Genomic DNA, 14,116 nt, shown 5'->3' with positions numbered 1-14,116 from the left:
ATCCTACTTCACCCCCAATGTTTTCAATGTATTTTGAAGCGGATCCCCTAGTAACTCTGGCATAACTCCAATTGCAATAATACAAAAGATAAGTAGTAAAACAGGGACATACTCCCATCCGTGTATATCAGATTTTGCTTCCCACTCTTTCTTTCCAAATGTCACTTGAAGTGTCGCCCTTAATACGTATACAGCGGTTAAAATGATGCCAATCACACCGACTGCAGCAATGACGGGCTCTCCTTGAAATAAACCGAGAAAGGCAAGAAATTCACTAACAAACCCAGACATCCCTGGTAATCCAAGCGATGCCATTCCTCCTGCTAAAAAGAATCCGCTAAGTATCGGTACACTTTTCGCAAGTCCGCCTAGCACCGTAATATCCGAAGTTCCAAATCGTTGTTCTATAACACCCAGTAGGAAGAAGAGCAAGGCTGCAATTAAACCATGTGATACAACTTGGAATAACGCTCCTTGTGTACCAGGTGCATTAAGTGACGCAAGTCCCATTAACACAATTCCCATATGCGAAATACTAGAGTAAGCCAGTACTTTCCTAAAGTCCGTTTGGATGAGCGCTAAAAAGGCACCGTATAATAAATTAATTACGCCTAATATCGCAATTAGTGTTGCAACATCGTGAAAATATTCCGGGAATAGCCCTTTCCCGAAGCGAATAATACCGTACGCTCCAATCTTCAGCAAAACACCCGCATGAAGCATAACTACAGCTGGATGCGCTTCTATGTGTACATTGACCATCCAGCGGTGCAACGGAAAAACAGGTAGTTTAATTGCAAAAGCAATCATTATGGCAATAAATACACTAAGCTGCAAACTACTTGGGATGACGAGTGCTCCCTCTGCGTTTATGCTTCTTAATATCTCTTTCAGCTCCACAATATTTGTTGTACCTGTTTTCGCAAACAAAATTGAGAAAACAATGAGCAAAATAGCTGAGCCAATACCGTTATATATTAAATAACTATACGCAGCCTTTTCACTCGACAATTTTCCCCACTTTCCAATTAATAAGAACATTGGTGGCAACGTAATTTCAAAGAAGATAAAAAACAACATTAAGTTTTGAGCAGCAAAGACGCCGAGCATTCCTATTTCTAGCATGAGTAACAGCATATAAAATGCTTTTAAATTTCTTTTAATAGAAAAGGCTGCAATTGCTGCAAGCGTTGCTAGAAGAGCCGTCAGTACCATCATGACAAGCGACAAACCATCAATACCAAGCTCGTAATAAATAGAAAACCACCTTTTATCCACCGCTGTAAAATCGCCGAACTTAATCCATTTCACCTTCTCATCAAATAGTGACAAATTCTTTCCAGAAGCATATGTACAAGCGAGGACGATAGCAATTCCAAATGGAAGTGCCGTCCCAAATAAGCCAAGCGCCCGCACTGTACGCAATTCCTTTTTCGGTGTTAATACAAGCAATAAAATTCCTAAAAGCGGGGAAAAAATGAAGAACGTTAACAACAAATCATTCATCGTAAATCCCCTCCCGTATAGAGCAAAATAATGACGAGTACAGCGAGCGAAACCGCCGTTACAGTACCGTACACTTGTACATTCCCGTTTTGAAGTTTCGATCCAAGATTACTTGTGCCTTTAACTACACTTCCAATTAAAACTGCAATTCCTTCGACTACATACACTTCAAATAAGCGAAGCACATGAGCGATTCCTTTCGTAATAGGGATCACCGTCATGTTGTATAGTTCATCCACATAATATTTTTCTTTCAAAAGATTATAAAGAGATGTTTCCGTACCCCCAGCCCAATCTCTAGAAATTGATTTCTTGCCATATATGAAATATGCAAGATCGATTCCCGCAAATGAAACGAGTGTCGCAACAATCATAATCCAAACTGGTCCATGCGCTTCTTCAACCTTAAACCCTACATCTTTCGTCAACCAATCTCCGAGAAATGTCCCAAACCATGGTGTATTTATATATCCTGCCACTACCGCAAGAACGCCGAGAACAATCATTGGATACGTCATAACGCGAGGCGATTCATGCACTTCTTCCTTCGTCTTCGTTTCTCCAGTAAAGACAAGAAAGTATAGGCGGAACATATAAAATGCTGTTAAAAACGCCGCAATTACCGCTAAAGTAAATAAAACGTAATTGCCATTCATCCACGTCGCCGCTAAAATTTCATCTTTGCTGAAAAAACCGGAAAGCAGCGGAACACCGCTAATGGCAAGGGTACCTATTAAAAATAGCGTACCAGTTACTTTCATCTTCTTCTGTAAACCGCCCATTTTATTAATGTTTTGCGTATGCACAGCATGAATTACACTTCCTGCCGCCAAAAATAATAGTGCTTTAAAAAAAGCGTGTGTCGTTAAATGGAATATACCAGCTACATAACCGGCAGAACCTAACGCGAGCATCATATACCCGAGCTGGCTAACTGTAGAATAAGCAAGCACCCTCTTTATATCTGTTTGCACAAGACCGATAGAGGCCGCAAAGATTGCAGTGAAAGCTCCAACGATTGCCACTGTCTGCATCGCCACTGTACTTGCTGAAAATAGAGGAAACATCGTCGCTACTAAATATACGCCAGCTGCGACCATCGTCGCCGCGTGAATAAGTGCCGAAACGGGCGTTGGCCCTTCCATTGCATCTGGCAACCACGTATGAAGCGGGAACTGACCTGATTTTCCCATCGCCCCGATAAAAATTAATATCGCTGTTATTGTAATCATGTAAGGAGGTAGATCCCCTGTATAAATCGCCCTAAATATTGCGTCATATTCAAAACTACCTGCGTACCAAAAAATTAAAATCATCCCGATAAATAAACCAACATCCCCAATACGGGTCATAATAAAAGCCTTTTTTGCAGCAGCCTTCGCTTCTTCTTTAAAGAAATAAAAACCGATAAGTAAAAATGAACCAAGGCCAACTAATTCCCAAAATATATAAAGCTGTAATAAATTCGTTGATATAACAAGCCCTAACATCGCAAATGTAAAGAGTCCTAAATATGCGTAAAAGGTTGGTAATCGTTCATCACCTTTCATATAACCTTTCGAATACACATGTACAAGTAGACTCACAAGCGTCACGATAAATAACATTAAAGCTCCTAATGCAGTCACTTCAAAGCCGAATGATATATCCACATCTCCAGCTCTAAGCCACACCCACTTATGCTTCACGCTTGCTTCTGAAAACCTTTCTATTAACACAAGTACCGCAAGTATAAAGGAGAGAAAGACGAAAAAAATACTAAGTACGCTGCTTCCTTCTCTAATTTTCTTCCCGAATATAATAAGTAACAAAAACGAAACGAGTGGGAAAAGCGGTATGAGCCATGCATAATCGATCATTGTTTCCTTCCCCCTTTTTCGGTCACAATGCTATCCTTTAAGCGTATCCATTTCATCCACCTGAACTGTCGTACGATTGCGATATAAAGCAATTAAAATAGCGAGTCCTACCGCCGCTTCCGCTGCCGCTACAGCCATCGTAAACAGTGAGAAAATTTGACCTGTTAAATTCGGAAATAAGCCTAATTTACTAAACGCCACTAAGTTTAAATTGGCAGCATTCAGCATTAATTCGATACAAACTAATACGATTACTGTATTCCGCTTTGTTAAAGCTCCAAATAGACCGATGCAAAACAAAATAATCGCAAGTGTTAAATATGCAGAAGCTGGAACGCTACTCATTGGAATCCTCCTCTTTCTCGTCCTTTTTCGCAAGTATAATTGCGCCAACGAGTGCTACAAGTAAAATAACTGAAGTTAGTTCAAATGGAATAATATATTTTGAATAGAGAAGCGTACCGATTTGAAGTGTGTTGTTTTCATGGAGAGGTAAACTTCCTTGTGTGCTTTCATTTGCAAAATCAACATTATTAACAGCGAAATACATAACCGCTCCAAATGCTACAACTGCAAAGAAGATAATCCATTTTCGAAGAGTAAGACGCGATTCATTTTCCGCGTTATGTTTCGTTAACATAATGCCGAAAATCATAATAATTGTGATTGCACCAGAATAAAGTAAAATTTGTGCAACGCCTATAAATTCGGCTGATAAAAGAAAATACAAACCTGCAATGCTGAGAAATGTCAGAACGAGAGCTAGCATCATGTGCATAACTTTCGTTAAGTTCAACATAAGAACACCGCCGATAATTGCAGACAAGGATAGTATAAAGAATGCTACAAACTCGCCATTCATGCCTTATTCTCCTTCCTGACGTTTTCGTCGTTTTCGTCAAGCCACTGCAAATTTTTAAATAAGTCATCACGTGAATATTCCGCGAGTTCAAAGTTATTTGTCATGACAATTGCCTCTGTCGGACAAACTTCTGTACATAAATCACAAAGAATACAAATTTCAAAATTAATATCATACGTGTCGATAATTTTTCCTTTTTTCGTAGGATCCGGATGTTTCTTTCCTGTTAACTGAATACAGTCTGTCGGACAAATGTTAGAGCACTGATTACAAACAATACATTTTTCCGGATAAAATTTTTGAATTCCTCGAAAACGGTCTGGCAACGGCAACGGTTGATTTGGATAATCATACGTTACCTTCTTCTTGCTCAAATTACTTAATGTATATTTTAATCCTTTAAATAGTCCTTTCATCTCTTACTGGCACCCCCCTCATAGATTAGAAGAATAACTCCTTAATCAATGCCGTTAAGAAAATATTTGCAAGTGCAATCGGCAATAATACTTTCCAACCAAACTCCATTAACTGGTCACCTCTTATACGCGGGAACGTAACGCGGAACCAAATTAATAGAAAGACTACACTGCTAAATTTCAAAGCAAACCATACGGCACCTGGGATAAATCCAAGAAACATGACTGGATTCCATCCGCCTAAAAAGAGCACTGTAATTAACGATGCCATCCCGAAGAAATATACGTACTCTGAAAGCATGAAAAACGCCCAGCGAAACCCTGAGTATTCCGTATGATATCCAGAAACAAGTTCTGACTCCGCTTCTGGCAAATCGAATGGCGTTCTATTTAACTCTGCAACTGCTGCGATTAAGAAAACGACGAAGCCAATTGGCTGTACGAAAATGTACCAAACCTTCTCCTGCGCCGCTACAATCTCATTTAAATTCAGGCTACCAGCTAGCAAAACGATACCAATTACACTCATTACGAGCGGAATCTCATAAGAAATCATTTGCGCCGCCGCACGCATCCCTCCTAAAAGGGAATATTTATTATTCGATGCCCATCCCCCAGTTACAACACCTATCGTCGTAATACCGGAAACAGCGATATAATAAAGTAACCCGACTCCAATATCTGCAAATTGAAATTTATCAGTGAACGGGATAACTGCAAGCACCATAAATGCTGGTGCAAATGCAATGACAGGTGCTAATATAAACAGCGGTTTATCTGCTGCTTTCGGAATACTATCTTCTTTCAATAATAGTTTTAAAACATCAGCTACCGTTTGCAGTAAACCAAATCGGCCTCCAACCTGGTTTGGGCCAATCCGCCCTTGCATAAACCCCATCACTTTCCGTTCTGCCAAAATTCCATATGTAACGAAGCCAAGGACTGCAAATAGTAGAAGTACCGCTAATCCGAAAAAAATGAAGAAATTCGTCCAGCTTGAAGGTGATTGTAAGAGCGTCTCAATCATTAGCCATCAACCTCCCCAAGTACAATATCAACTCCACCTAAAATCGTAATTAAATTAGCGATGTTTTCACCTTTCAATAACTTCGGTAAAATTTGCAAGTTATAAAAAGATGGCCTACGAAACTTCAAACGGTACGGCTCTTTCTTTCCGTCACTAGCGATATAACACCCAATCTCTCCGCGCGGCGATTCGATACGTACAAATGCTTCTCCCTTAGGTGCCTTAATAATTTTCGGTACTTTTGCCAGCACAGCTCCATCTTTCGGGAACTGCTGAACCGCTTGCTCAACAATCTTTAAAGACTCCTCGATTTCTTGCATTCGGCAAACGTAGCGATCCCAAGCATCTCCCACGCTTCCAACAGGAATATCAAAATCAAAACGATCATAAATCGAATACGGCTCATCTTTGCGAAGATCCCAGTTTACTCCAGTGCACCGCAAATTTGCTCCGCTTAAAGAATACGAAATCGCTTCTTCCGCGCTATATATACCAACGCCTTTCACACGATTTAAGAAAATCTCATTACCGCTAACAAGATCATGATAACCTGCCAGTTGCTCTCTCATATACGGAACAAACTCTTCCACCTTTTCAATCCAACCATCTGGCGCATCCCACTTCACACCACCAACTCTCATATAGTTAAAAGTAAGCCGTGCCCCGCATAATTCATTTAATAAATTTATAATCATCTCTCGTTCACGAAAAGCGTACAAAAACGGGCTAACCGCTCCTATATCAAGAAGATTTGTCCCCCACCAAACGAGATGGCTCGCAATTCTTCCTAGCTCCATCGCAAGTACTCGCAAGTATTCGGCACGCTCTGGAATTTCAAGCCCCATCATCGTCTCTACAGCATGGCAAATGACGTAATTATTCGTCATAGCTGATAAATAGTCCATTCGATCTGTATAAGGGATAATTTGCGTATACTGTAAGCTCTCAGCGATCTTTTCCGTCCCGCGATGTAAATACCCAATAACAGGTGTAGCTTCTTTAATAATTTCCCCGTCAATCTTAATTACGAGCCTGAACACACCATGTGTACTCGGATGCTGAGGTCCTACATTCAAAAGCATCTCTTCCGTGCGGATCATAGCTACACCTCCACATCATACGGTTCATAGTCTTTTCTAAGCGGATATCCTACCCAATCCTCTGGCATTAAAATACGTGTTAAATTCGGATGCCCTTTAAATATAATGCCGAGCAAATCGTATGCTTCTCGCTCCGGCCAGTCAGCCCCTTTCCAAAGCGCTGTCACAGATTCGACTTGCGGCGTTTCTCGGTCTAGCTTTACCTTCACCGCTACCGATTGTTTCTTACTATATGAAAACAAATGAACATACACTTCCATATGTGTCACAAAATCCGTCGCATGTAGCTCTGACATATAATCAAAAGCAAGTCCCTCATGGAATCGCAGTGACTCCATCACTTCATAATATTTTTCGGGATCCACCACAAGAGTTGGCACATCCTTTGACAGTTTATTAATGTAGGAATCTACTAATGCGCCCTCTCCTAACTTCTCCCTAATAGCCTCAACATACTGATTTAAATACGGCTGATTTACGGACAGTTCTTCCTGCTTCGGCTCATCCTCTTTCTTACCTTCAGCCCCCTTTGTCTTCGCTCTTGCAGCCGCTGCTGCTTTCGCTTTTGCCGCTGCAATTGCCTTTGCCTTTTCATCTCCCGAATCCCCATCACCTTGCGAGGCTTTCTGCTTCGCCAATGCTGCCGCTTTTGCCTTGGCTTTCGCTTTTTCTTCTTCCGTTACTTCTTCTGTCCCTTCTCTTTTCTGCTTCGCTAACGCCGCCGCTTTTGCCTTGGCTTTCGCTTTTTCTTCTTCCGTTACTTCTTCTGTCCCTTCTCTTTTCTGCTTCGCTAACGCCGCCGCTTTTGCCTTGGCTTTCGCTTTTTCTTCTTCCGTTACTTCTTCTATTCCTTCTCTTTTCTGCTTCGCTAACGCCGCCACTTTTGCTTTTGCAGCCGCTGCTGCCTTCGCCTTGGCTTTCGCTTTTTCTTCTTCCGTTACTTCTTCTATTCCTTCTCTTTTCTGCTTCGCTAACGTCGCCGCTTTTGCTTTTGCAGCTGCTGCTGCCTTCGCCTTGGCTTTCGCTTTTTCTTCTTCCGTCACTTCTTCGGTTCCTTCTCTTTTCTGCTTCGCTAACGCTGCCGCTTTTGCTTTTGCAGCCGCTGCTGCCTTCGCCTTGGCTTTTGCTTTTTCTTCTTCCGTTACTTCTTCGGTTCCTTCTCTTTTCTGCTTCGCTAACGCCGTCACTTTTGCTTTTGCAGCCGCTGCTGCACGTCGTTTTGCTTCTTCTATAGTAATATCATCGTTTTTTGGTAGCGCTTTCTCTTTTTCTTGATCTTCTTCCTCAAGCTCACTTATTTCCGCCTCGTGTTTCGCTACAAGGCGTTTTCTCGCTTCTTCTTTTGCACGCCTAGCTGCTTCTTTTTTCAGCTCCTCTAAATCTTTATTTGGATTGCTCATTTATTCGTCACCTGCTTCCCGGTCTTTGCTTCGTAACGAATTTTTTCTTTTAATTTATTGATTCCATAAATTAAAGCAGCTGGATTTGGGGGACAACCAGGAATATACACATCAACTGGTACAATTTGGTCTACACCTTTCACAACAGCATATGAATTTACATACGGACCACCTGCTGTCGCACAAGATCCCATCGCAATAACCCATTTCGGTTCGGGCATTTGATCATATAAGCGCCGAACAATAGGAGCCATCTTCTTCGTTACCGTTCCCGATACAATCATGACGTCCGATTGCCTTGGTGAAGTCCGAAAAAATGACCCAAATCGATCTAAATCATAATGTGATGAACCTACTCCCATCATTTCAATTGCACAGCACGCCAGTCCGAATGTCATCGGCCATAAAGAATTGCTCCTCGCCCATCCTTTCAACTGTTCCAATGTAGAAAAAAAGATATTTCGTTCTAATTCTGCTCGCTCATTTGGATGTAATTCCTCAAAATTTATAACCATTGTAACACCTTCTTTTTCCAAGCATACGCTAATCCAACTAGCAACATTACAACAAAGATGAGCATTTCAATTAATGCAAATAAACCTAGCTTGTCATACGCAACAGCCCAAGGATATAAAAATAAAGTTTCTACATCAAAGATCACAAACAATAAAGCGAAAATATAATAACGAGCATGAAACCGAATATTTGCATCATGAAAAGGCTCAATTCCACTCTCATACGTCGTCGCCTTTGCTGCACTTGGTTTATTTGGGCGCAGCATCCTTCCTAATGTAAGAGCCACTACCGGCAGCAATATACCTAATAGCAAGAAAATCAAAACGATCATATAACTATTTTCATATACACTTGCCATTGTGAAACCCTCCCCCCTAAATTAAGAACAAGTTCACATAGTAAACAATATGTCCTAGTTGCAGTAATTATTATTTTTAAATTTTTCTAAATAATGCAACTATTCTAATCATTATAGCAAAATTCAAATTCCTATGTCGATATGTTGGGAGGCAGAAACAAGAATTATTAAAATCTATCTTTACAACTTGCTATAATTGTGCAAAATAAATATAAAACTTATATATGCTTTTCAAGAAACCGTAGGTGATATAAATGAAAAAACAAACACATGTAAGTATTCTTATAAGCATTGTATTGCTGTCTATAACGCTTCACTATGTAGCGATGCCTTTTCTATATGAATACTCATTTTCTTTTCAGCTATTAATCGGAATGAGTACCCTATTAATTGATATTATCGCTTGTAGTTATTTACTTTATTTTTCAAACATGAAAGAAGGGCTATCTCGTTTATTTTGGATCATATTATCTGTTGGAGCTCTCTCTTATTTTATCGGTGATATAGTCGTTGCCTATCAGCGTTTAATTGTAAAGGACTTCTATACGTTCGTTGATCCATCTGACTTTTTTTACTTACTTTTTTTAGTTAGCTTTACGTTTGCCTTTCTATACGAAATCATTTATAACCGAGATTTATTAGAAAAACTTTTTATGCTATGTGATATTTGTATTATCGTTACAGCCCAATTTACTTTAAGTTACTACTTACTTATTGAACGAACTATTCATATCTTTACAACATCCTATATCGACATATTTGTTCAACTTACCTATCCAATGGCTGATTTACTCTTTCTCTTAATAGGAATCAACCTTTTATTCAAACCACTATCCTTATTACCTAAAAAGGTCGGTGCACTTCTTGGCAGTGCTTTAATTTTATATGCTACTACAGATGCGATTTATGCGTATATAAAATACTTCATACCAGAGTATTCTATGTTTACAGTTACTCCTTTCTATCAAGTAACCTTAGTACTAGTAGCAATCGCCTGTATTCTCCATACAAAAAAGCCTGAAAAACAAGAACAAGTACTACTAACACCTAAAATTGGTGAATCAATCCGATTATCATTACCGTATATTTCGGTAGTAATGCTTATTGTTTTCATATTAGTTGAATACGTTTTTGCGCCTATTATAGTAATCGGACTTATAATAACTTTCTCTTTCGTTCTCATACGTCATAGTTTAGTTCGAAAACAAAATAAAATCTTATTGCTAGCTCAAATGCAATTCAACTCAGAACTCGAGAAACAAATTAAACTACGTACAGAAGATTTAGTAGAACAGAAAAATGAACTCTATCATAATCAACAAATGTTTAAATCTTTATACGAGCATCATCCAGATCCAATCTTCACATTAGATTTGTACGGTAATTTTCTCAAAGTAAATAACGCTGGTACTACTTTACTCGGTTATCAAACGAATGAATTATTAAACCAGCCTTACTATTCACTCATATACGAAGAAGATTTAGAAGAAATGATTAACGCCTTTCATCGCGTGAAAAAGGGGTATTCTATCTCTTTAGAAATACGGGCGTACCATAAAAACAGAGATATTTACTACTTGCACGTTACCGCCGTACCGATCTTTTTAAAGGAGAAAATTTCTGGGGTTTATTTAATGATTAAAGATATTACAGAAAGCAAGCAACAACAAGAACAAATTAATTTCCTAGCATACCATGACACTTTAACAGAGCTTGCAAATCGACGTGCATTTCATCAACATTTAGAACAGGCAATTGCGCGAGCAAAAATATCGAAAAAGCCTTTTGCTGTTATGTTTCTCGACCTAGACCGTTTTAAAGTTATTAATGATACCCTCGGTCATCGAGTAGGAGACCTGTTGCTCATCGCAGTAGCAAAAAGGCTCGAAAGAATAGCAACATCAAATATGAAACTCGCGCGGCTAGCTGGGGATGAGTTCACAATCCTTATCGAGAATTACAAAAAAAAGCCAGATGTCCAAAAAATAGCTGATAGGATTGTAGCGGCCATGAATGAGCCATTTGAAATCGAAAATCAACATTTACAAATCTCACCGAGCATCGGAATTGCAATATATCCTGAAGCAGGTGAAGATGCGCTATCCATTTTGCAGCATGCTGATATGGCCATGTACGAAGCAAAGAATAAAGGAAAAAACGGTAGCTATCTTTACACGAAAGAACTATATAAAAAAATGGAACGAAAAGCTCGAATTGAAAAAGATTTGCCCATCGCTTTAGTAAACAAAGAATTTTATCTCGTTTACCAACCACAAATTGATACGACAACAAATAAAATTATCGGTGCTGAAGCTTTAATACGTTGGAAACACCCACTATTAGGTGACATTTCACCATGTGAGTTTATTCCAATTGTAGAAGAGACGCCACAAGTAGTCCCACTTGGACATTGGGTATTACAAGAAGCTTGTCTCCAATTAAAAATATGGCATACCTTTGGCTACCAAAATTTAAAAATAAGTGTTAATCTATCCGCAAAAGAGTTCCGGCAAGATCAATTAATTGAAAGCATTTCACAAATATTAAACGCCGTGCAAGTCGATCCAAAATATGTAACCCTTGAGTTAACAGAAAGGATTGCAATGATTGACGAGAAAGAAACGTTATTAAGACTGAAGCAATTAAAAGAATACGGTATCCAAACTTCCATTGATGACTTCGGTACTGGGTATTCTTCTCTTGCTTATTTATCAATTTTTCCAATCGACACATTAAAAGTACCGAGAGAATTTACACAATTAGCTGATCATCGTCCTGAAGAACGAGCCATCGTTTCTACAATACTTTCCCTCGCAAATACTTTAAATCTTTCAGTCGTTGCCGAAGGAATTGAAACCGAAAAACAGCTTAAGTTTCTGCAAAAACATAACTGTAAATATATGCAAGGTTACTATTTCAGTAAACCACTTACTAGTAATCAGTTTATAAAATTTCTACAAAAAACCCCCAGTATGAACAAATAATTCATACTGGGGATTTTATAATGCTAAATATTTTTCTCATAATATTCTTCTGCGATCTCTTCGTAAAAAGCTGCAGATGTCGTATAGAAATATGGAATTAACCACAGGAATCCAATTCCTAATGTAATACAACTTAATATAAACCAGCCAATAAAACTTAAACATAAAATGAAATACTCCATCTTATGTCCATCCATCATACGACGACTTTCTGTAATAGCTTGGTTCAGTGAATACTCAGGATGATCGTTTATAATAAAGTATGTCATCGCATAAGAAAAAGATTTAATAATACCTGGAATAATGAACAATAACGTCCATAAGAAAAGATAAAGATTTACTAATAAATATAATAAAAATGATTTTAGAAATCTCTTTCCCTCTGAAAACCAAATGAATATATTACCAATACTAGCTTGCTTTTCACGAAGGATATTTAAACCAAGGTAATATCCACCTAAAGTTAACGGTCCAGTAACAAAAAATGTAAGAATATTCGTTGAAAGTGAACCATTTGTTTTTTGCCAACCGAAAATTAAAGAAAATCCCCAATCAACACTAAAACTAAAAGCCGTGATAAGAATTGAAATGAGTAGTGTAGCTCCAACAGCTAATCCCCATTTCCCTTCTAATGAATCTAGTGCTTCTCCTTTTAAATCACTAATCATGCGTAGCCTCGCCTCCTATACACAATAATTCTATTAGTATAGCATGTTACTATTGAAATTCACCTTTTGAAATATAGCGATAAAAGTGTGCTGTCGTCGTACTCATATACGGACTAAGCCAAAGAAATCCTATTCCAAAAGTAAGAAGCGCTAAAATAGCCCATCCTATGAAGCTCAGCCATAAAAGAAACAAATCTAACTTATGACCCTTCATAAGATTCTTACTTTCCTTCATCGCCTGCGAAACACTATATTCTGGATTTTCAATCATCACATAGTACGTCAGTGCATAAGAAAAATACATCACAATCATACCAACAATTGAAATTGCTAGTAGTACACAGATAGCAATAGCAAACGACGCATTTCCTTCTTCACCAAAAAATGCAAATAAGGCTACTAACAATATCGGAATCCATGTACCTGTATATAATAAAATTACAAGCATTGCCCACATTGTTTTCATCATTCTTTTAAAGCCACGAAATCCTTCAAATAAGTAATCTACTTTAGCATCTTCTCGTATACTGATCTGTAAAAATACATTTGTATAACCGTATGATGTAATCCCATACGATGCGCTACTCAAAATTATCATAATGCAATAAAAAATCCCGAATGTAACACTTGCTCCATTTGATATTGTTTGCCCTTCAAGTGAACCTGCTAGACCAGCAAATAAGAGAAATATAATAATTCCTGGAATTAATAGTATAAGCATTGCAGCCATCGAAACGACATAACTTAAAATAAAATATAAAATTGTTGATCCAACACCTAGTCCCCATTTTCCCTTTAAAGAGTACAATGCTTCTCGCTTCATTTCACCAATCATTGATTCATCCCCTTTATGAAATATAAATTGTTGTACACTTCTACTTATACAAGCATCAATATAATTATACCAGTTTTGTAAAATTATCCATAAAATACACAAAAAAAAAAAAAAAAAAAAAAAAAAAAAAAAAAAATCCGTAAAGGCAAAGCCCTTACGGATTTTTTCACTTCATATCGGAAACGTTTAAACGGTTCACGGCACGTTGTAATGCCATTTCTGCACGTTTAAAGTCAACATGTGCTTGTTTATCTTGCAGACGTTGCTCAGCGCGACGCTTCGCTTCATTTGCGCGATGGATATCGATATGGTTTGCTTCTTCAGCAGATGATGATAATACAGTCACTTTATCTGGACGAACTTCGATAAAGCCACCGCTTACTGCTACATAATCAGTGTGTCCACCATTTTTCAGACGAACTGCACTAATTTTTAATGGTGCAACAGTTGGAATGTGACCTGGTAAGATCCCCATTTCCCCACTCTCTGCTTTTACACTTACCATTTCTACTTCTTTTTCGTAAACCGGTCCATCAGGAGTTACAATACTGACTGGAAATGTCTTCATACTTCGTCCCTCCTAAG

14 protein-coding genes are annotated in these 14,116 nt (G+C 38.4%); 1 reads left to right on the top strand and 13 read right to left on the bottom strand.

What is annotated here, in order from left to right:
- Window positions 1-3 precede the first annotated feature (3 nt).
- The 10 genes from QCI79_RS14470 to nuoA are packed head-to-tail and all read right to left on the bottom strand — an operon-like array spanning window position 4 to window position 9,044.
- A complete protein-coding gene (locus QCI79_RS14470) occupies window positions 4-1,506 on the bottom strand; it encodes an NADH-quinone oxidoreductase subunit M (RefSeq protein WP_000998934.1) in 1,503 nt (500 codons plus the stop codon).
- Window positions 1,503-3,365 (bottom strand): NADH-quinone oxidoreductase subunit L, encoded by a 1,863-nt coding sequence (nuoL, locus tag QCI79_RS14465; protein WP_021728726.1) that lies wholly within the window; start codon window positions 3,363-3,365, stop codon window positions 1,503-1,505. Before nuoL ends, QCI79_RS14470 begins: the two co-directional genes overlap by 4 nt.
- A gap of 30 nt (window positions 3,366-3,395) precedes the next feature.
- Window positions 3,396-3,710 carry an NADH-quinone oxidoreductase subunit NuoK gene (gene nuoK / locus QCI79_RS14460; RefSeq protein ID WP_000100079.1) on the bottom strand — a complete coding sequence of 105 codons (315 nt, stop codon included), beginning with the start codon at window positions 3,708-3,710 and terminating at the stop codon, window positions 3,396-3,398.
- Complete coding sequence (locus QCI79_RS14455) at window positions 3,703-4,227, bottom strand: NADH-quinone oxidoreductase subunit J (RefSeq protein WP_001012812.1); 525 nt, start codon at window positions 4,225-4,227, stop codon at window positions 3,703-3,705. The genes nuoK and QCI79_RS14455 overlap by 8 nt, the downstream gene beginning before the upstream one ends.
- Window positions 4,224-4,643 (bottom strand): NADH-quinone oxidoreductase subunit NuoI, encoded by a 420-nt coding sequence (nuoI, locus tag QCI79_RS14450; protein WP_000677191.1) that lies wholly within the window; start codon window positions 4,641-4,643, stop codon window positions 4,224-4,226. Before nuoI ends, QCI79_RS14455 begins: the two co-directional genes overlap by 4 nt.
- Before the next feature lie 25 nt (window positions 4,644-4,668).
- Window positions 4,669-5,670, bottom strand: a complete 1,002-nt coding sequence (gene nuoH, locus QCI79_RS14445) for an NADH-quinone oxidoreductase subunit NuoH (RefSeq protein ID WP_000573426.1) — start codon at window positions 5,668-5,670, stop codon at window positions 4,669-4,671.
- Window positions 5,670-6,770: an NADH-quinone oxidoreductase subunit NuoD gene (nuoD, locus tag QCI79_RS14440; protein WP_000621434.1), complete on the bottom strand. Its 1,101-nt coding sequence runs from the start codon at window positions 6,768-6,770 to the stop codon at window positions 5,670-5,672. The genes nuoH and nuoD overlap by 1 nt, the downstream gene beginning before the upstream one ends.
- Window positions 6,771-6,772: 2 nt before the next feature.
- Window positions 6,773-8,170, bottom strand: a complete 1,398-nt coding sequence (locus QCI79_RS14435) for an NADH-quinone oxidoreductase subunit C (protein ID WP_015382512.1) — start codon at window positions 8,168-8,170, stop codon at window positions 6,773-6,775.
- Window positions 8,167-8,685 carry an NADH-quinone oxidoreductase subunit NuoB gene (gene nuoB, locus QCI79_RS14430; protein WP_000236331.1) on the bottom strand — a complete coding sequence of 173 codons (519 nt, stop codon included), beginning with the start codon at window positions 8,683-8,685 and terminating at the stop codon, window positions 8,167-8,169. Before nuoB ends, QCI79_RS14435 begins: the two co-directional genes overlap by 4 nt.
- The gene (gene nuoA / locus QCI79_RS14425; protein ID WP_000179273.1) at window positions 8,676-9,044 is read right to left on the bottom strand and encodes an NADH-quinone oxidoreductase subunit NuoA; all 369 of its coding nucleotides are present in this window, start codon (window positions 9,042-9,044) and stop codon (window positions 8,676-8,678) included. Before nuoA ends, nuoB begins: the two co-directional genes overlap by 10 nt.
- Window positions 9,045-9,298: 254 nt before the next feature.
- On the opposite strand from nuoA, the gene QCI79_RS14420 reads away from it, so the two are divergent.
- Entirely contained in the window at window positions 9,299-12,028 is a 2,730-nt protein-coding gene (locus QCI79_RS14420) for an EAL domain-containing protein (protein WP_021728474.1), read from the top strand.
- Window positions 12,029-12,051: 23 nt separating this feature from the next.
- On the opposite strand, the gene QCI79_RS14415 is transcribed toward QCI79_RS14420, so the two are convergent.
- The 3 genes from QCI79_RS14415 to atpC all read right to left on the bottom strand — a co-directional run bounded on the left by QCI79_RS14415 (window position 12,052) and on the right by atpC (window position 14,099).
- Window positions 12,052-12,696, bottom strand: coding sequence for a DUF975 family protein (locus QCI79_RS14415; RefSeq protein ID WP_000622463.1), 645 nt, complete (start codon window positions 12,694-12,696; stop codon window positions 12,052-12,054).
- Window positions 12,697-12,745: 49 nt separating this feature from the next.
- Window positions 12,746-13,633, bottom strand: a complete 888-nt coding sequence (locus QCI79_RS14410) for a DUF975 family protein (RefSeq protein ID WP_102957427.1) — start codon at window positions 13,631-13,633, stop codon at window positions 12,746-12,748.
- 64 nt (window positions 13,634-13,697) lie between these two features.
- Entirely contained in the window at window positions 13,698-14,099 is a 402-nt protein-coding gene (gene atpC / locus QCI79_RS14405) for a F0F1 ATP synthase subunit epsilon (protein ID WP_000847211.1), read from the bottom strand.
- Window positions 14,100-14,116 lie beyond the last annotated feature (17 nt).

Origin of the sequence: Bacillus cereus group sp. MG1 (assembly GCF_040460035.1) — a bacterium.
GTDB classification, from domain to species: Bacteria; Bacillota; Bacilli; order Bacillales; family Bacillaceae_G; genus Bacillus_A; species Bacillus_A cereus.
This window is presented reverse-complemented; position numbering and strand designations above follow the sequence as displayed.